The organism is Desulforhopalus glucosivorans (assembly GCF_054397165.1).
In genome coordinates, this window is record NZ_AP044854.1 from 1,476,130 (window position 1) to 1,494,210 (window position 18,081).

At 42.4% G+C, this 18,081-nt stretch carries 20 protein-coding genes; 15 read left to right on the plus strand and 5 right to left on the minus strand.

Annotation, left to right across the window (positions count from 1 at the left end; translation table 11 throughout):
• Positions 1-118: 118 nt before the first annotated feature.
• A complete protein-coding gene (gene aroB, locus ACX6CI_RS06285; RefSeq protein WP_458777310.1) occupies positions 119-1,192 on the plus strand; it encodes a 3-dehydroquinate synthase in 1,074 nt (357 codons plus the stop codon).
• 257 nt (positions 1,193-1,449) lie between these two features.
• A complete protein-coding gene (locus tag ACX6CI_RS06290; RefSeq protein WP_458777311.1) occupies positions 1,450-1,941 on the plus strand; it encodes an FmdB family zinc ribbon protein in 492 nt (163 codons plus the stop codon).
• 66 nt (positions 1,942-2,007) lie between these two features.
• Here ACX6CI_RS06290 and ACX6CI_RS06295 read toward each other — a convergent pair whose 3' ends face one another.
• A complete protein-coding gene (locus ACX6CI_RS06295; protein ID WP_458777312.1) occupies positions 2,008-2,355 on the minus strand; it encodes a hypothetical protein in 348 nt (115 codons plus the stop codon).
• 118 nt (positions 2,356-2,473) lie between these two features.
• On the opposite strand from ACX6CI_RS06295, the gene ACX6CI_RS06300 reads away from it, so the two are divergent.
• From ACX6CI_RS06300 to ACX6CI_RS06315, 4 genes are read left to right on the plus strand one after another with little or no spacing between them, the layout of a single operon-like run.
• A complete protein-coding gene (locus ACX6CI_RS06300) occupies positions 2,474-3,604 on the plus strand; it encodes an SPFH domain-containing protein (protein ID WP_458777313.1) in 1,131 nt (376 codons plus the stop codon).
• An 8-nt stretch (positions 3,605-3,612) separates the two neighbouring features.
• Positions 3,613-4,860: a TFIIB-type zinc ribbon-containing protein gene (locus tag ACX6CI_RS06305; protein WP_458777314.1), complete on the plus strand. Its 1,248-nt coding sequence runs from the start codon at positions 3,613-3,615 to the stop codon at positions 4,858-4,860.
• Positions 4,861-4,875: 15 nt separating this feature from the next.
• The gene (locus tag ACX6CI_RS06310; protein WP_458777315.1) at positions 4,876-5,376 is read left to right on the plus strand and encodes a nucleoside deaminase; all 501 of its coding nucleotides are present in this window, start codon (positions 4,876-4,878) and stop codon (positions 5,374-5,376) included.
• 29 nt (positions 5,377-5,405) lie between these two features.
• Positions 5,406-6,419 carry a radical SAM protein gene (locus tag ACX6CI_RS06315; protein ID WP_458777316.1) on the plus strand — a complete coding sequence of 338 codons (1,014 nt, stop codon included), beginning with the start codon at positions 5,406-5,408 and terminating at the stop codon, positions 6,417-6,419.
• Between the two features lie 23 nt (positions 6,420-6,442).
• On the opposite strand, the gene tatC is transcribed toward ACX6CI_RS06315, so the two are convergent.
• Both tatC and ACX6CI_RS06325 read right to left on the minus strand, forming a co-directional pair.
• Positions 6,443-7,204 (minus strand): twin-arginine translocase subunit TatC, encoded by a 762-nt coding sequence (gene tatC / locus ACX6CI_RS06320; protein ID WP_458777317.1) that lies wholly within the window; start codon positions 7,202-7,204, stop codon positions 6,443-6,445.
• A 47-nt stretch (positions 7,205-7,251) separates the two neighbouring features.
• On the minus strand, positions 7,252-7,719 hold the full coding sequence (locus ACX6CI_RS06325; RefSeq protein WP_458777318.1) for a twin-arginine translocase TatA/TatE family subunit: 468 nt from the start codon (positions 7,717-7,719) through the stop codon (positions 7,252-7,254).
• A 511-nt stretch (positions 7,720-8,230) separates the two neighbouring features.
• Between ACX6CI_RS06325 and ACX6CI_RS06330 the strand changes: the two genes are divergently transcribed.
• The 9 genes from ACX6CI_RS06330 (at position 8,231) to glyS (ending at position 16,412) form a co-directional block, all read left to right on the plus strand.
• On the plus strand, positions 8,231-9,529 hold the full coding sequence (locus tag ACX6CI_RS06330) for an adenylosuccinate synthase (RefSeq protein WP_458777319.1): 1,299 nt from the start codon (positions 8,231-8,233) through the stop codon (positions 9,527-9,529).
• 59 nt (positions 9,530-9,588) lie between these two features.
• Positions 9,589-9,858: a DNA-directed RNA polymerase subunit omega gene (gene rpoZ / locus ACX6CI_RS06335; protein WP_458777320.1), complete on the plus strand. Its 270-nt coding sequence runs from the start codon at positions 9,589-9,591 to the stop codon at positions 9,856-9,858.
• Positions 9,859-9,880: 22 nt separating this feature from the next.
• Entirely contained in the window at positions 9,881-11,011 is a 1,131-nt protein-coding gene (gene dnaJ, locus ACX6CI_RS06340) for a molecular chaperone DnaJ (protein ID WP_458777321.1), read from the plus strand.
• A gap of 20 nt (positions 11,012-11,031) precedes the next feature.
• On the plus strand, positions 11,032-11,523 hold the full coding sequence (gene moaC, locus ACX6CI_RS06345) for a cyclic pyranopterin monophosphate synthase MoaC (protein WP_458777322.1): 492 nt from the start codon (positions 11,032-11,034) through the stop codon (positions 11,521-11,523).
• A 138-nt stretch (positions 11,524-11,661) separates the two neighbouring features.
• A complete protein-coding gene (gene dksA / locus ACX6CI_RS06350; protein WP_458777323.1) occupies positions 11,662-12,024 on the plus strand; it encodes an RNA polymerase-binding protein DksA in 363 nt (120 codons plus the stop codon).
• A gap of 5 nt (positions 12,025-12,029) precedes the next feature.
• Positions 12,030-13,073: a galactose-1-phosphate uridylyltransferase gene (gene galT, locus ACX6CI_RS06355; protein ID WP_458777324.1), complete on the plus strand. Its 1,044-nt coding sequence runs from the start codon at positions 12,030-12,032 to the stop codon at positions 13,071-13,073.
• The gene (locus ACX6CI_RS06360; RefSeq protein ID WP_458777325.1) at positions 13,048-13,404 is read left to right on the plus strand and encodes a response regulator; all 357 of its coding nucleotides are present in this window, start codon (positions 13,048-13,050) and stop codon (positions 13,402-13,404) included. The genes galT and ACX6CI_RS06360 overlap by 26 nt, the downstream gene beginning before the upstream one ends.
• Before the next feature lie 171 nt (positions 13,405-13,575).
• Positions 13,576-14,298: a GTP cyclohydrolase I FolE2 gene (locus ACX6CI_RS06365; protein WP_458777326.1), complete on the plus strand. Its 723-nt coding sequence runs from the start codon at positions 13,576-13,578 to the stop codon at positions 14,296-14,298.
• Between the two features lie 38 nt (positions 14,299-14,336).
• Positions 14,337-16,412, plus strand: coding sequence for a glycine--tRNA ligase subunit beta (glyS, locus tag ACX6CI_RS06370; RefSeq protein WP_458777327.1), 2,076 nt, complete (start codon positions 14,337-14,339; stop codon positions 16,410-16,412).
• Positions 16,413-16,546: 134 nt separating this feature from the next.
• On the opposite strand, the gene ACX6CI_RS06375 is transcribed toward glyS, so the two are convergent.
• Both ACX6CI_RS06375 and ccsB read right to left on the minus strand, forming a co-directional pair.
• Entirely contained in the window at positions 16,547-16,972 is a 426-nt protein-coding gene (locus tag ACX6CI_RS06375) for a cytochrome c3 family protein (protein ID WP_458777328.1), read from the minus strand.
• Between the two features lie 140 nt (positions 16,973-17,112).
• Entirely contained in the window at positions 17,113-17,964 is an 852-nt protein-coding gene (gene ccsB, locus ACX6CI_RS06380; RefSeq protein WP_458777329.1) for a c-type cytochrome biogenesis protein CcsB, read from the minus strand.
• Positions 17,965-18,081: the final 117 nt, after the last annotated feature.

The following is an 18,081-nucleotide window of genomic DNA, read 5'->3' on the forward strand; positions in this document are numbered from 1 at the left end:
GGTGATATCGTCTAGTACGGTATCACCCTTTTTTTTTTGTTTATTCTAGAGTAAGTTTCTTGTCGGTTATAGTTTGAAGGATTTGAGGTAGAATGAAAATGATTTTCAGGGGGCAGTAATGGCAGAGTTGAATGTAGGTCTGGGTGATAGAAGTTATCCGATATTCATAGAAAAAGGCTATCTTTCACAGGTTGGTGAAGATCTTAACAAGAGACAAGTTGGTAATAGATACTGTATTATAGCTGATGATCGTGTGGCTGAGCTATATGGTCAGATACTAATGGAAAGCTTGTCTACAGCTGGAATTCATGCTGAAATTCTCACCTTTCCCCATGGTGAGTCCCATAAGAATCTTGCCACAGTGACCGCTCTTGCAAGTGGCCTTGCCAAGCTTGGTTTTGATCGAAAGGATGCTATAATTGCCTTTGGTGGTGGTGTAAGTGGAGATATCGCAGGATTTTTAGCATCCTCATATATGAGAGGGATACCTTTCGTACAAATACCAACGACTCTTCTTGCCCAGGTCGATAGTTCTGTTGGGGGAAAGACCGGGGTTGACATACCTGAAGGGAAGAATCTTGTCGGTGCCTTTTATCAGCCAAAGGCTGTGTATATAGATATAGATGTCTTACAGACTCTACCAGCAGATGAGCTTTTAGGTGGTCTTGCAGAAGTTATCAAATATGGTGTTATTCGTGATCTTGATTTTTTCACTTTTCTAAAAGATAGCCGCGAAAAAATACTCGCACTCGATGATGCGGCTATTGCTCAGGTAATTTATACCTGCTGTAAGATTAAAGCCGAAGTCGTTTCAGAAGATGAAAAAGAGGGTGGGGTAAGGCGTATACTTAATTTTGGACATACCATAGGTCACGCCGTTGAAGGAGCGTCTGATTTCTCCATTATTCATGGACTTGCTGTTTCAATAGGGATGGTTGCGGCTTCAGAACTGGCTGTGTTGAACAAATTACTTACAAGTGTTGAGTCCAGAGAAATTCTTGCGATATTAAAAGAATATAATATGCCTGTTGAGGTTCCAGCTGGGCTAGATCGTGAGACCATAAAAAAATATCTTCTTACTGATAAAAAGACTGTCGGCGGAGTTGTTTTTTTCGTATTACCAACATCAATTGGTGAAACAATTGTGACAGACCAGGTTACCTCAGAACAAATTGATGCTGTGCTAAACTAACCCCGGTGAACGGAATAAGTGTCTCGAAGGTCTCACTACGTTCACTATCTGGTGGGAAGACTTCACTTACGTTTTCAAATTCAATTCCTGAGTTTCTTGTTTTTTTATAAAAGGCTTTCAGGAGTAAGGCACTAAACGTACGAAACGCTTTTTAAGCTGGGATCTATCACCTCGATTGATGTTCTAGCGTATTAATTTATACATATTTAAAATTACTTCCAAGGTACTTATCCCGTTTATCGGGGGTAGGAGTCGAAATGCCCATATACGAATATTTTTGTACTGATTGTAATGTCGTGTTTAGTTTTATGTCGAGTAAGGTCGCGCCATCCAAAATACCTGATTGCCCAAGATGCAGTTCGGGGGCAATGATAAAACAGCTCTCTGCTTTCACTACACCAGCAAATTCTAGTAGCGGTAATGGAACGTTTGATGAAGATCGGGTTGAGAGTGCATTTACTCATCTCCTTGAAAAAGCTGAGCATGTTTCTGAGCACAATGCTTGCGAAGTGGGAGGGCTTTTAGAGTCATTTACCAAAGAGTGTGGCTACGAGTATACCGGGGAGATGAGAGACAAACTGAGTAACATGTCAACTGCACGTAGCACGCCCTGTGAAATTACTCCCCATGAACTGTTGATGAAAAAAGGTGATAGTAGTGTCTCATTAGATGCGGCAAAGACCGAAATCAGTGACGCTACAGTAGTCGCGAATCCTCCAGAAATTGACCCTAATATTTATAAGCTGTAACACGTAATGGTTACAGCTGAGAATGAGAAACCTCATGGTATTAAAGTTATAAGTGTTACATGAGGTTTAATGGACGGTTTCACTATTGCCCGAATTGGTTGTCTGTAGAGTAACGTGGGTTCTTTCTTTATCTTCAAGAATTTTTTTCACTTCTTCTTCTGAAATACCTAAAGTATCGGCAAGTGCACGGACATCATAGACCGGTTGACCGGACGCTGTGTAATGGGATGGGGTAAGGCCTGGAAACGAGCTGTTTGTGGCAGTTGTCGAAGCCTCAATAAGCAGATCTTGTATTTCGGGTGGTCCATAAAGCATGAGCCACTCAACTGCCTCAGCCCATAATTTACTGTCTACAGTATCATGTTCAAGAACCTTCATCGCACTTTCAAGGTCCCATAGTTCTTTAAATTGCATATCTGTGAAAAACTCCTGCTCAACTGATTAATAATTATGATATTATGCTTTCATAATAAAGCTGATTGAACCCTTTAGCAAGTGTGTTAGATAAACCAAATCCATGTAGGTGTGAGCGATGAATAAATTTGATGGTGGTATTTTTCTCGAAAATATTGAATGGTTTGATGAGTCTGGAAAAGAACTTGTTCATAGGTTACCAGAGGGTGGCTCGGGGGAAATAAAATTTGGAGCACAGCTTACCGTACGAGAGAGCCAGGCAGCAGTTTTTTTCTATAAGGGTAAGGCGTGTGATTGTTTTGGCCCAGGCAGGTATACCCTTCGAACCGGTAACTTACCTCTTATTACTAAAATCTTATCTATTCCATGGAGAGGTGATTCTCCCCTTCGGGCTGAAGTGTATATGGTTAATCTCAAACACTTCACCAATAATAAATGGGGCACACAAAATCCCGTTGCCTTTCGAGATAGTGAACTTGGCCTGATTCGTCTGCGTGCCCACGGTATTTTCAATATTCAAATAGTGCAGCCGGTTCTATTTATTAATTCCCTCGTTGGAACCATGGGGCGAATGGATACGGATAGTATCGCAACATATCTTAAGCGTGTTATCGTTTCACGGTTTAATGACTATCTTGGAGAAACCCTCGACACAATTTTTAATTTGCCGGGGCGCTTTGATCAGTTGTCTGATGAGTTGCAAAAAAGGCTCGCCGATGATTTTGGAAACTATGGGTTGCGATTATCAGAACTCTATATCACCTCCATAACACCTCCGCCGGAGGTACAGGCCGCAATTGATGATCGTGGTCGGATGGAACTTATTGATGATATGGAAAAATTCATGAAGCTTAAAGCCGCAATGGCCATGGAGAAGGCCTCTGAAAATCAGGGAGAGGCTGGAGCAGGCATGGGGCTTGGGGTGGGGATGATGTTACCATCAATGTTCGCGGCTTCAAATGCACAAACAAATACCGGTACTAAGACAAAAGCCATTCCAGAGATTCAATGCCCCGATTGCTTAAATAATATTCCTTCAAATTCAAGATTTTGTCCCCTTTGTGGCCATCAGGTAATACAGCTTATAAAATGTGCTAATTGTGGGAAGAACCTTACTCCTAAGGCAAAGTTCTGCTCCCAGTGTGGTCGTGCAACAGGACAAAAGAAACAAAAAAAGATCTGCTCTGGCTGTAAAACGGAAAACCTTGCCGATTCCATGTATTGCAACAATTGTGGGATTTCAATCTAACGCATCGTATGGAACTTTCAATAGAACAGAGTTGTCCCTCATGTGGGGCTGCAATAGTCCTTAATGAAGACGATAAGTTGATAAGGTGTGACTTTTGTGACGTTTCTAATTTTCGTTTAGATTCTGCTGCACCACGTTATGTTTTGCCACATAAGCTTCCTGAGGATATGAGTGAAGATGATCTGATCTATGTCCCATATCTGCGGTTTAAGGGGGTTGTCTATTTTGTCGATAGGGAGCGAGTTGTACATAAAATTGTAGATACGACAAGGCTCGCAGTAGGTGTTCAGTCTCTTGCGCCATCGCTTGGACTGCGTCCTCAAGTTATGAAGGTGCGTCCGGTTACAAATGCCATGGATGGCACCTTTGTCCTGCAGACCGTTCCGGTTAAGGCTGCTTTTGTACAAGCCACAAAACTTGTGGATCTGTTTTCTGATAAAAAAAATACAACTGTAGTCCATAGAGCTTTTATTGGAGAGACCATAAGCGTAATCTATCAGCCCTATTATATTAAAAATGATCGTTTAGTCGATGCTGTGGATGGAAGGCTGATCGGTTCGGCAGATAATCTTTTGCTGGATCAACTTAAAGGTTCAGAAAGTAAAAAATCCTGGGAGCCTTCATTTATAGGAACAATCTGCACTCAATGCGGAGGATTAATGACAGGGGAGAGAGATAGCCGTGTTCTCACCTGTGAGAGCTGCCTTACACACTGGCTTGAAAATAAAGGTCGTCTTAAGCCTGTTAGCTGGAGTGTTGTGGAGAGTAGCGGTGGGCAGGATATCTTTTTCCCATTTTGGAAAATAAGCTTTTCAACATCAGGCTATGAAATTACTGATTTTAGAGACTTGATCGATTTTACCAATCAGCCAATTATTATTGGCAATACAATAGAGAGTGAAGAGTTGTATTTTCTACTTCCTGCATTTAAGGTAAATCCCAAAATGTATTTACAGCTTGCCTCTCAGCTTACCATAGCCCAGGGAAAAATCCCCCAAGGGACTTCAAGGGGCAAAATATCAAGCCACCCTGTCAATCTCGATGTAACAGAAGCTGTTCAGGCCATTAAAAGTGTTTTGGCACATCTCACTGTTGGTAAAAAGAAAAGACTACTCAATCTTCCCAAAATCACAACAGTGGTTCATCGTACCGAACTCTTGTACCTGCCTTTCACAAAAAAAGTTCATGATTATCTGCAGTGTCATACTCCCGCATCAATTCAAGTAGCGGCTGTTCGATATGGTCGGAGTCTGTAAAAAAAAGGTTATCTAATGGATATGCATCAGGTCTTTATGGATAAGGCGTTGGTCTTAGCAGAAGAAGCTCTCGCTGATAATGAATTCCCCGTAGGTTGTGTAATTGTCCTTGATGGTGCGGTTGTGGCAACTGGCGGAAGAAACAATAGTACGGGAAGGAGTAATGAAGTCGATCATGCTGAAATGATGGCTCTACGATCTATTTTGACAGGTCCTGTGGAAATAGACCTCAGCAAGGTCACAGTCTACTCAACCATGGAACCGTGTCTTATGTGTTTTTCCACTCTCATTGTCAATGGCGTCACCCAGTTTGTGTATGGATATGAGGATGCCATGGGGGGAGGAACCAACTTACCCCTGGCGCAACTTGCCCCCTTGTACAGGGATATCAGAGTTGATGTAACAGCAGGTGTCAGGCGACAGGAATGTTTAGAGCTTTTTAAGAATTTTTTTTCATCTACGAACAGCATGTATCTCAGTGATACTTATCTTGCTCAATACACCCTCGCGCAATAGATGTCTTAAACCCCAGAAATAGAAAAATCATGTCAAATATAGCAAGAACAGTTGGTTTTAAAGAAGGTGAGAGAAATGTATTTTTCCATATACTCACAGCGTGTAATCTCTCGTGCAAACACTGCTACATCAATAAAGACCAGCACGGAACAAAGCAGTTGACTAAAGAAGAAATTGTTGAATGGATGTCGCTCTTTCATGCAAAGGATAAAAGAACCAATCTAATATTCTTAGGTGGGGAGCCGACCATGCATCCTGACCTTGCTTTTTCCATTAGTAAGGCAAAGGAGCTTGGCTACTATGTCACAGTTGACTCCAATGGATACCTTTTCAATGATCTTCTGGAGAAAAGTAATCCTGCAGAACTCGACTACCTGAGCTTTAGTCTGGATGGGCCAACTGCTGCGGTTAATGATCCGATTCGAGGGGATGGGGTGTTTGAAGTGTGTACTGCCAATATTAAAAAGGCAGTTGAAAAGGGGTATAATGTGAGTCTTATCTATACTGTCAGCCAGAAAAATTTGTCCCAACTTTCTGAGATGATACCTCTGTTGAAAGAGCTTGGAGTTAAAAAGTTTTTTATTCAGGTTCTCGGTTTGCGCGGTAATTCGGCTGTGTTAGAAGCGGATGAGACTACTCAGGTTACAAGAAAGCAGTGGCTGAGTATTGTGCCTGATGTTGCCAGAAGTGCCGCCGAGGCAGGAATACATGTGACGTATCCAAAGGTGTTCTTGGATGATGGGGAGGCGTTTCAGTGTGCAGGGAACGTTGCTGAAAACTACTTTGTTTTTCCCAATGGACGAGTATATCAATGCCCTCTCTGTGAAGATCATCCCGTGCACAGCTATCAAATTGAGTCCGGTGTGTTGGAACGTCTTGATGGCTTGCGAGAAGATAATTTCTTTAAGCTGGATATTGAAGAGGGGTGCGTTATGAATAAACTTCTGCAGCCCGATACAATCGAGTACGATAACAATGGTAAACCTCTCTATAAAATATCCTGTTGCCTGTTAAAACAGGAATTTGTGCCTCTAAAGAGTTGATTTGGGTGGGTGCTAAAGAGGGCCTACGGCTGTTTCTTTTTATTGAATAGAAGGCTTAGAAATATACCAGCCTCGTAAAGAAAAAACAGTGGGATGGCTAAGAGGATAGTTGCCATAAAGTCACCAGCCGTCAGTAAGAACGAGAGGACGATAATGGCGATGTAAAAATACATCCGTTTTTGTCTAAAATACGCTGCCTGTACAAGGCCTGCCTTACATGTCATTACCATCAAAAAGGGAATCTGAAAGGAAAGGCCAAAGGCCAGAATGGTTCTTGCAACAAAGGTGAGATATTTTCCTAGTTTTGGCAGGGGGACCAGGCCTTCATTGGCATAGCTCATAAAATAGCTGAGCATTTGAGGAATAACCCCGAAAAAACCAAATGACGCTCCTACAATAAATAGCAGGGTTGACCAGAAAACTACTGTTACTGCGAACTTTTTCTCATTAGCTCTGAGGCCTGGTGCTATAAAGCTCCAGAGTTGATACAAAACAATTGGCATTGAGCAGATAACACCGACAAGTAGAGCGACTTTAATGTAGGCAAGAAATGCTTCTGGCAGATTGGTGTAAACGAGTTTATATACCAGCGGACTTGCTTGAAATAGTGGTGAAATGAAAAAACCAGCTATTTGCTGTGCAAAAATATACGCAATGACTGTGCAGATAATAATTGAACTGCAGATGGTGATGAGTCGTTTACGAAGTTCCAGGTGGTGCGGTCTGAAAAAAGCGATGGATCGTTCAAGGGCTGGAATGCTTTTCTCTAGATTGTATTGAGCCATCTTTTGTACCGCTTCTGATTATTTAAGTGCTGTCTTTTGGGGTTGCTTTATACGCTGGGTGGACTCTGCTTGGGTGTTGAGCTACTATCATTGTCTACTTTTTCTTTGGGCTCATCACTTGCCACCGTCTCACTTTCAGTCAGATCATAGGTATTTGTTTGTTCGTTCTCAGGACTATCAACTCCGCTGTTTTTCATAACTTCGTCGTAGGCCGCCATTACATTTTCAGATGGAGGATTAACACCGCCAGGTGTAACATTTTCGTCTCGGAGGTAGGGAGGTGTTTCCAGAAGGTTATTTTTAAGGGATTTGGCCGCCTCTTCAAGATCAGGTCTAATTTCATCTAAAGGATTGCCTTCGGCGGCAATGGTCTCTTTTAGTCCTTCTGCCGTTTTTTTAAGCTCCATAACTCCTTTGGCAATGGACCGAGCAAGATCAGGGAGTTTATCCGGGCCCACTACAATAAGAGCGAGGGCCAATATCAGGATCATTTCAGGCAGACCGATGCCAAACATAATTCACAACCTTCTGCTGCGCGATTAAAGTAATCTACAGCGTGTTTATTAATCTGAAAATTCGACAAAAACCATAGTCAACGTGTTGCAAATATCAGGTTTTATTGACGTTTAACTAAAACAAGTGGTGCGACGATAGGTACGACTATTGCTGCACAAATGTAAGTGATTTGCCAGATAGTGTCAATGATTGGAGTCAGCCTTGTTAAAAAGGTTGGACATACCGACTGGGCATATGAAAGTGTATGTTGCCAGAAATTACATATAAGTGGAGTATTAAATTTCGGGAATATGCTCGAAAATTGAATAAAATGTTCGTTAAAACTTGAAAAATAAACGAAAAAGCCTAATGTAGTCATGCTAATCTTTGCAAAATTTGATTGATTGACATTAGTCAATCACTTGACTATATTTACGCGTTTGTCTTTTGTGGATCTATTGTGGGGTGATGGGTGTGTCTTGCTCACCGCAATATGTTTCAAATGGAATAACCTCTGAGAGGAGAAGTTTGATGTCCAGCGTTGTCGTTGTAGGTACCCAATGGGGAGACGAGGGTAAGGGAAAGGTTGTTGATTTACTCACCCGCTATGCAGATTTTGTTGTTCGATTTCAAGGTGGAAATAATGCTGGTCATACCTTGGTGGTAGAAGGCAAAAAATATGTATTTCATATAATTCCATCTGGTATTCTTTACGAAGATAAGATGTGTATGATAGGTAACGGGGTTATTGTTGACCCTGGCGTCTTAATTGAGGAGATGGCACAGCTCAAGGAGCAGGGTCTTGAAGTTAATCCTGATCGTTTTATGATCAGTGAGGGTGCTCACCTGATTATGCCGTACCATGCAAGTCTTGATCAAGCTAAAGAGGCTGCACTGTCCGACAATAATAAAATTGGAACCACAGGGCGTGGTATCGGTCCATGCTATATGGACAAGGTTGGTCGGATTGGAATCAAAGCTGGTGACCTTCGTGACGATGTTCTTTTCCGTGAAAAATTAAAAGTAGCAATTGACGAAAAGAACTTCCTGCTCACAAAGAAATTCAACGCAGCACCGGTTGACTTTGATCTTGTCTACAGACAAACCCAGGAATATGCTGAAAAACTTATCCCTTATTACGGTAATGTTTCAGTTGAACTCGACACCGCTCGAAAGAAAGGACAGAATATTCTCTTTGAAGGCGCCCAGGGAACACACCTTGATGTAGATCACGGGACCTATCCTTTTGTTACATCTTCTAACACTATTGCAGGTAACGCCTGTATTGGTGCTGGATTTGGCCCCGCCTATATTGATGCTGTTGTCGGTATTATGAAAGCCTACACTACACGCGTTGGCTCCGGTCCTTTCCCTACAGAGCTTTTCGATGCGACCGGCAACGAACTGCAAGACAAGGGGCATGAATTCGGCGCAACCACTGGCAGAAGAAGACGCTGCGGTTGGCTTGATGGTGTGGTCGGAGCTGATGCCACCAGACTAAACGGTGTCACCGGACTTGCTATCACCAAACTCGATGTTCTCAGTGGACAAAGCGAACTCAAAATCGCAACCTCCTATGAGCTCGATGGAAAGTCGTATAGTGCCATGCCTTCAAATATCCGCGAAGCAGGTAGCGTCAGTCCTGTGTATGAGAGCCTCGAGGGTTGGAAAGAAGAGATTGATCATGTGAGAAGTTATGACGATCTTCCTGTGCAGGCAAAAGATTATATTAAAAGAGTTGAAGAGGTTGCAGGAGCTCCAGCGAACATAGTGTCTGTTGGACCGGATCGCGATGAAACCCTGCTCTTGCACAACCCTTTTGAAAAATAGAAAGCCCCCCTGCCTCTACAAGATTATCTTGCAGGGGTATGATTTAACTTGAGGAAATTATGGCTAGAATTACATGTGAAGATTGTCTTGAAAAAGTAGGCGATGACAATAGATTTAATCTAATTCACCTTGCAGTAAAACGTGTAAAGCAACATCGTCATGGAGAGCCTTTTCTTGCTGAAGGTAAGAATAAGGAAATTGTTATGACCCTAAGAGAAATTGCCAATGGAAGAGTAACCTTTGATAATATTGAAGAACTTCCCGACCAAAATGGGGATTCGGACAATGATGTTGATATACTTGGTGAAGAAGCAAACACCGTTTCATAAGATTTGAAGAGTAGAATAAAAGATGAGTGTTGATTACTACGAGATTTTATCTGTTAGCAGAAGTGCTAGCAGCGGCGAAATAAAGAAAGCATATCGCAAGCTTGCTATGAAGTATCATCCGGACAGAAATCCAGATGATAAAGAGGCAGAGGAGCTTTTTAAATCTTGTACTGAGGCGTACGAAGTCTTAAGTGATGAAAGAAAGCGTGAAATATACAATACGTACGGTCATGACGGACTGAAAAACAGTGGTTATAGTGGCCCTGGTAATGCTGAAGATGTGTTCTCAAGTTTTGGAGATATCTTTGGTGATCTTTTCGGTTTTGGTGGCGGTGGTCAGAGGAGTAGGGCGAGAGCAGATGGTCCTGTTCAGGGAAATGATCTCAGGTATGACGTTGAAATCTCTTTCATGGATGCGGTACACGGTGTTTCAAAAGAGGTTGAGCTGACCCGAAGAGATACTTGCTGGACCTGTGAAGGTAGCGGCAGTCGTCCTGGAACTAAGAAGCAGACTTGTCCGACCTGTGGCGGCAGGGGGCAGGTTGTTCGTTCCCAGGGCTTTTTTCAGATGAGTTCAACATGTCCCCAGTGTCATGGAGAAGGCTCAATAGTTACCGATCCATGTAATGATTGTCATGGCGAAGGCCTGGTTGAAAAGACCAAAAAAGTTTCACTTAAAATTCCTGCAGGCGTTGATACCGGTGCCCGAATGCGTCTTCGGGGTGAGGGTGAAGGTGGAAAGCGGGGCGGTGGATCAGGTGATCTGTATGTTATTGTTCACGTTGAAGAACATGACTTTTTTAAGCGTGATGGCGATACCATATACTGCAGGCTTCCTATCTCAATGACAAAGGCTGCCCTTGGGGATAGTGTTGAAGTTCCAACTATCCATGGTAAAAAATCGCTCAATATTCCAGCAGGCTCTCAGTCAGGTGAACGATTTACTCTTAGAAAAGAAGGTGTGACGAACCTGAGAGGCCACGGAAAAGGTGACATGGTAGTTGAGTTACAGGTCATGACCCCCGTCAACCTCTGCGAAGAACAGAAGAAAGCCCTCAGGGAATTTGACACCCTGTGTCAAGAGCACGGTCAAGACACCGAGGAAGAAGGTTTTTTCAAAAAACTTTTCCACGATGTTTTGGGAAAAAATTAAACAACAGATAGGTTCGTACAATGCCAAACGAAAAGACCGCAGAATTTACCCATTTTGATGAAGAGGGTCACGCTGTCATGGTTGATGTCGGCGGGAAAAAGGCGACTGTTCGTGTGGCCCATGCAGCGGGTTCAATCACTATGTCAACCCAGGCATTTGAAATGGTTAAAAGTGGCTCCATGTCCAAGGGTGATGTCCTTGGCATTGCACGAGTTGCAGGTATTATGGCTGCCAAAAAGGTTGATAGTCTCATTCCTTTGTGCCATCCACTCTTAATTAGTAAAATAAATGTCGATTTTGAATATCAAGATGAGAATAACACCATAGAAATATTTGCAACTGTTGGAATGAGTGGTCAGACCGGCGTAGAAATGGAAGCGCTTACTGCTGTTTCCGTAGCTGGCCTCACTATTTATGACATGTGTAAGGCAGTTGATAAATCCATGGTTATTGGTGATATTCGTCTACTTAAAAAGACTGGCGGTAAAAGCGGTACATATGTACGGCAGTAAATTATTTTTAGTACCTTAGAAATTCATAATGTTTTTTCTGATTGAATTCCGTCAAGGTACTTATCCCGTTCATCGGGGCTAGTACAGTTTGTATGATATTTGTTTGTATGATATTTAAGTGTATTGAGGAGAACGTTAATGGATGAAAATAAACTTGATTTTTTTCGAAAAGAATTGGAATCGAAAAAACAAGAGATCATGAATGAAGCCGGAAAGACAATGGACGAAATGACGGATCAAACTTCAAATGTACCTGATCCTAATGACCGTGCTACTATTGAATCCGGTAGAAGTTTTGAATTAAGAATTCGTGACAGAGAGCGAAAGCTGCTCTCTAAAATTGATGAAGCTATTACACGGATTGATGAAGGTACATTCGGTATTTGTGAAGATTGTGATGAAGAAATAGGGCTGAAGCGACTTGAAGCAAGACCTGTTACGACACTATGTATTGATTGTAAGACAGCCCAGGAAACGCAAGAAAAGTCAAAAGGATTATAGGCAATATGCCTGAGCTCCGAAAAGATCCCGTAATCGGGAGATGGATCATAATTTCTAAGGAAAGGCGTAAAAGGCCTACCGATTTTCCCATAGAAACATTTGAAGGGGCTGGAGGATTTTGTCCTCTATGTCCAGGGAATGAATCGTTTACTCCTAAGGAAGTTTTATCTATCCCCGATTATGCACAGAGGGATGACGGGGCTGAATGGCAGGTTAGAGTAGTACCCAATAAGTATCCCGCCCTGGTTATTGAAGGTGATCTCGAAAAGGAAGGAGTTGGACTCTATGACCAGATGAACGGTATTGGAGCCCATGAGGTCATTATTGAAACACCCAATCACGGTGAAAATTTTGCTGATTTCTCCACCGAGAAAATGGCTAAAGTTTTCCGTGCCTATAAAGATCGCATACTAGATCTGGAAAAAGATCCCAGATTTAGATACGTCATGGTTTTTAAAAACCATGGCAGAGCAGCAGGGGCCTCCCTGGAGCATTCGCATTCTCAGCTTATCGCACTTCCAATTCTTCCTAGAATGATAGTCTCTGAACTTGAGGGTGCCAAATCACACTTTAGTTATAAAGAGCGTTGTGTGTTCTGTGATATCATCTCCCAGGAAATTAAGAATGAACAACGTGTTGTGTGTCAAAATGATTCTTTTATTGCCATAACACCTTTTGCACCCCGGACACCATTTGAGATGTGGGTTCTACCTAAAAAACATAGCTCAAACTTCTCAATCATGGATGACACTGCCCTCCATGAGCTGGCTGAGGTCTTTGGTGAAGCACTGAAAAGGCTTTGCAAATGTATAGAAAATGTCCCCTATAATTTTGTTCTTCATACTGAGCCACTCCACTCGGATGGGCTCGAGTATTACCATTGGCACTTTGAAATAGTTCCTAAATTGACGTCTATTGCCGGTTTCGAATGGGGAAGTGGTTTTTATATTAACCCCATACCACCAGAAGAAGCCGCTGCTTACCTGCGCGAATGTTTAGTTACAGATGATGAAGGAGCATGCAATGAAGAAGATATTACTCGTCGATGATGAGCCCTCCATTCAGATTGTGTATCGTGAAGAATTTGAGGACGAGGGATATGAGGTCGTTTCTGCTGTAAATGGTGAAGAGGGGCTAAAAAAATTTCAGGCAGATGATCCGGATATAGTTATTCTTGATATTCATATGCCTGGCATGAATGGCATAGAAGTGTTACGACAGATGAAGATGCTCCGACCGGAAATACCAGTCATTCTGAGTAGTGCATATCAAGAGTTTCAAAGAGATATTAGTACCTGGGCTTCTGAGGAATATATTGTTAAATCAGGGAATCTTGATGGACTGAAAGAGGCGGTGCAGAGACTTTTAGCTGAGAAGTAATGTCTTAGTACCTTTACATTCGCTCGAAACCTGCGTTGATCTGAAGTTCCTGTTTGTTGGACTTCATTGATCGGGAGTCGCCACGTATGAGTCTTTTATCAGTTACAAAGGTGTTTTTCCCAGTCTACTGTGGTTAGTTAAAACTATTATTTAGGGTGCTCCCCGCATTTTATGAAAGATATTCAAAGCCAGTTGGATAGCCGCAGAATTAATATTAAAAAAGTCGGCGTTAAAAAAGTACCATATCCCATAACTGTAAAAGACAAGGCTCAGAAAACTCAGCACACCATTGCAAGTGCTAATTTATATGTGAACCTACCCCATAAATTTAAGGGGACACATATGAGCCGCTTCGTCGAGATACTCAATGAATGTCACGGCGAGATCACCATGAATAGCTTTTCATCAATTCTTACTAAGATGAAGACAAGGCTTGATGCTGAGGCCTCCCATTTAGAACTAGAGTTTCCCTACTTTTTAAACTGTGAAAAAAATGGGAGGAATTACGTTGCTCACTATCAGTGTGCAATGCATGGTTCGCTTCTCGATGAAGATGATCTAACCCTTACCATTGATGTTCCTATCAGTCTGCCATTTCTTGCTAAAAAAAAGCAAAGGCTACCAGGGTCTATGGGCAGTTGGGGGACGGTGACGGTCAGTGTGCGCTTTAATCAGTTCTTCTGGATTGAGGATCTGCTACTGCTTATTGAAAAGGGTGTTGAAAAAGAATTGAATGGAAGTTCTCTGCCGCTAGAAAAAACGCTGTCAGTTGAGCTTCTCTCCAAGACTGTCGCATCCGGGCTTAAGGATGAAAGTGCCATTGAGTGGTTCTCTGTAACAGTACATAATTTTGGTGATGATTTTTCAACCTTTGCAGCAGTAGAGTCCTGTTAACCCAGCAGCTAAACGATAAACTATACTATTAAATATCCATGCGTGATTTATTATTTGAAATAGGAACAGAAGAAATTCCAGCGGGTTACCTTGAGCCTGCCTATGCGCAAATGCGTGACAAGTTCACCAAAAAGGCAAAAGATTTACGTCTTGACCACGGTGAAATCAAAGTAGTAGGTACGCCGCGGCGTCTCACACTTATCGTATCCGATGTTGCTGAGACCCAGAAAGATATAAAAGAAGAATTGCTTGGACCTTCTAAAAAAGCAGCGTATGACGCCGATGGTAATTTTACTAAGGCGGCAGAAGGTTTTGCCCGCTCTAAGGGTGTCACACCTGCTGAACTTCAGATCGTAGACACTCCAAAGGGTGAGTATCTGATGCTTATTCGCGAGGTGGTGGGTAAGGAGTCCTTAGGGTTATTACCTGAAGTTCTTGTTGAAATCATAAAAGAGCTTTCATTTCCAAAATCCATGCGCTGGGGTGCAAATAATATAGCATTCGTCCGCCCCATCCAGTGGATTTTAGCGCTCTTTGGAAGTGATGTCGTAGGCTTTGAACATGAGGGTATTGTCAGCTCAAATCAGTCTGCAGGTCATAGATTCCATGCCAATAATAGTTTTGTGGTTGATAGTGTTGCTTCATACTTTGAGCTGTTAAAAAAGCATAATGTCATCGTTGATCCAAAGGTTCGAAGAGAGCAGGTTGTTAAAGAAATTAATCTGGCACTCGAGGCGAATACTGATCTGGTCGGTGGTCACGTGGCTGTAGACGAGGGCTTGGTAGACACTGTTACTAACCTTGTCGAGTCTCCGGTCGGTGTTTGTGGCACCTTTGATGAAAAATTTCTCGAGCTTGTGCCTGAGGTTCTTATCACCTCAATGAGGGAGCATCAGAAGTACTTCCCTGTTGTGGATAGTAAGGGTGCACTCATGCCAGGCTTTATTGCCGTTAATAATACTACTGTTAATGATCCTGATGTGACTCGCAAGGGTCATCAACGTGTTCTTAGAGCCCGACTTGAGGACGCACTGTTTTTTTATAATGGTGATCGTCAAAATACACTTGAGTCCAGAGTAGATGGCCTGGACGGTATTATCTTTCAGGCAAAACTTGGAACAATGCTGGAGAAGAAAGATAGACTTGTTAAGCTTGTTAGAATTATTGCTGAAAAAGTAAATGAAACATGCATTGATGATGTCAGTCGGGCTGCTCTGCTCTGTAAAGGTGACCTGCTCTCAGATATGGTTGGAGAGTTTCCTTCTCTTCAAGGTGTAATGGGAGCGGCTTACGCCGAGGTTGATAAGGAAGCTGATTCGGTGGTTGTTGCCATTAAAGAGCATTATATGCCTAAACGCTCTGGAGCTGCCGTGCCGTCAACAGACACAGGTGCGATACTCGCGCTTGCTGATCGTATTGATAGTCTTGCGGGCTGTTTTGGTATCGGTCTTGTGCCAACAGGTACGGCCGACCCATTTGGCTTGCGCAGAATTACCCTCGCCATATTACACATTATTGAGGAGAAGGGGTATCGTATATCTCTTCGGGAGATCATATCAAAGGCGCTTGCCTTGTATGGTGATAAGGTTAACGGTTCAGGTGAAACTGTAGATTCTGTAATTTCATTTGTGAAAGGGCGATTCAAAAATGACAGGATCTCTAAGGGAGACATGGCAGGAAGTGTTGACGCAGCACTTGCCGTATCCTTTGATGATATAAATGATTGTCTCAAAAGAATTGAGGCGATGAGCGATATATATAAAGAACCTTCTTTTGCCGTGCTTGCTTCATCCTATAAGCGTATTCGTAATATCATTAAAAAGAATTCTGACACGGCTGTGTCTGAAGACCTGCTCATCGATGATGCTGAAAAAACACTCTACAGCCTCTTTACAGATATTACTCCAAAAGTAAAAGAAGCAGTTGCTGCTGCAGAATACAGTACGGCTCTTAATCATATGCTTGAGATGAAGGAGCCTGTTGATAACTTTTTTGATCAGGTGATGGTGATGGCAGAAGATGAGGCTGTAAAACAGAATCGCCTGAATCTCCTTACAGGTCTTGGGGATTTGATTCTGCTGGTAGGGGATATCTCTAAGTTTCAGGATTCCTGATAGCAAAGTTTTCTATATATGATTTTACCTTGGTGGTTCAACGTAATTACCAGGGTGAAAATAAAAATGGCCGCGTTCTTAATTAAAAGAACGCGGCCATTTTGGTTACTGTAACTAACTAATATGAAAAATTACTACTTTTTGGGGTGACAAGCAGCACATTTGTCAATTTTCTTAGCTTTGAGGTCTGGGTTCTCTTTAGCCATTTTCTTATGACAGGCAAGACAGTTACCATGTCCAGCGCCTTTGATGGTGTCAAGTTTAAGTTTACCCATCATCTTTCCAGGTAATACTTCAGCATTGTGACAAGACTCACACTTAGCTACTTCCTGACCTTCAACATAAGGAACCTGCTTTCCATCAGCCATCCCATGATGACACTCACCACACTTAAGCTTATCCTGATGAGCTTTATGGGGGAAGATGGCCGGCTTTGGCTTTTTACTTTTCTCACCAACCATGGTGATGTCTGCAGGACCGGCATCAGATGCAAAGCAACTGGCAGAACCAACGAGAACGAACAAGGTTACTACGGAACACGCAAGAATCTTTTTCAGCATGATATCAATCCTCTGGGATGAATTAATGTGTACTGCATACCTAACAGCCTATTATTAATTCTTTATACAGTTTTAATTGATATTTGTCAATTTAGATAAATGTCTGTAAATAATGAAAAAGTCCTACAGCGTCGCACTTGTCATGCAGAACCATAACTGTGGAGGCCGCTCAGGAGAAAATTTACACCGTAGTAGGTGAAAAGTACTGAAATAAAACCAAAAATTGCAAGAAGAGCAATACGTTTTCCACTCCATCCCCTGGTATATCTTGCGTGGAGAGTCAAGGCATAAAAGAACCAGGTGATGAGTGACCAGGTTTCTTTAGGATCCCAACTCCAATAGGTTCCCCAGGCGGAGTTTGCCCAGACAGCACCTGTTATAATACCGGCAGTGAGCCAGATAAAACCAAATACCATTGTACTATGGATAAGAGAGTCAAGTACAGAGTGTGAGGGGAGGTGTGTGGATTCGCTAAGTTTGGATTGTTCGGTATTGGGGGTGTCACTTTTAAGCAGATACATAATTCCAAGTGCTGCTGCAACTGCAAAAGACGCATACCCTATAAAACATGTGACAACGTGTGAAATCAACCAGTTAGATTGAAGGGCTGGCACTAGTGGGTTAATTGTTTTGGAAATATCAGTTGAAAAAGAGGCATACGCCATGGCCAAAAAGGCAAAAGGTACGGTAAATGCTCCGATGACCTTGGTTTTAAACTTTAATTCTATGATCAGGTAAAGAATAATAATGGTCCAGGCAAAAAAGACCACCGATTCGTACATGTTAGTCAGCGGGGCGTGACCAATTCCCATCTGATAAGATTCAGACCAACGCAAGAGAAGACCGGCTGTCTGAACAAGCCATGCACAGGCTGTGAAGAAGGTAGCGATTTTCCCAATCTTTGGAGCCTTAAAAACAACTACGGCAACATAAAGAAGGGTTGAAAAAAGATAGGTAAATGTTGTGATTCCAAGTAGGGTCGAACTGTTCATTCAATGGGCTCCGTATAGTTTACAGGCTCATCAAGCCTTTAGAGGGCTTTGATAAGTTTAGACTTCAGATAAGTGTACACTTCGAGTAAGTATCGGCACTAAGCGTTTAATGATTAT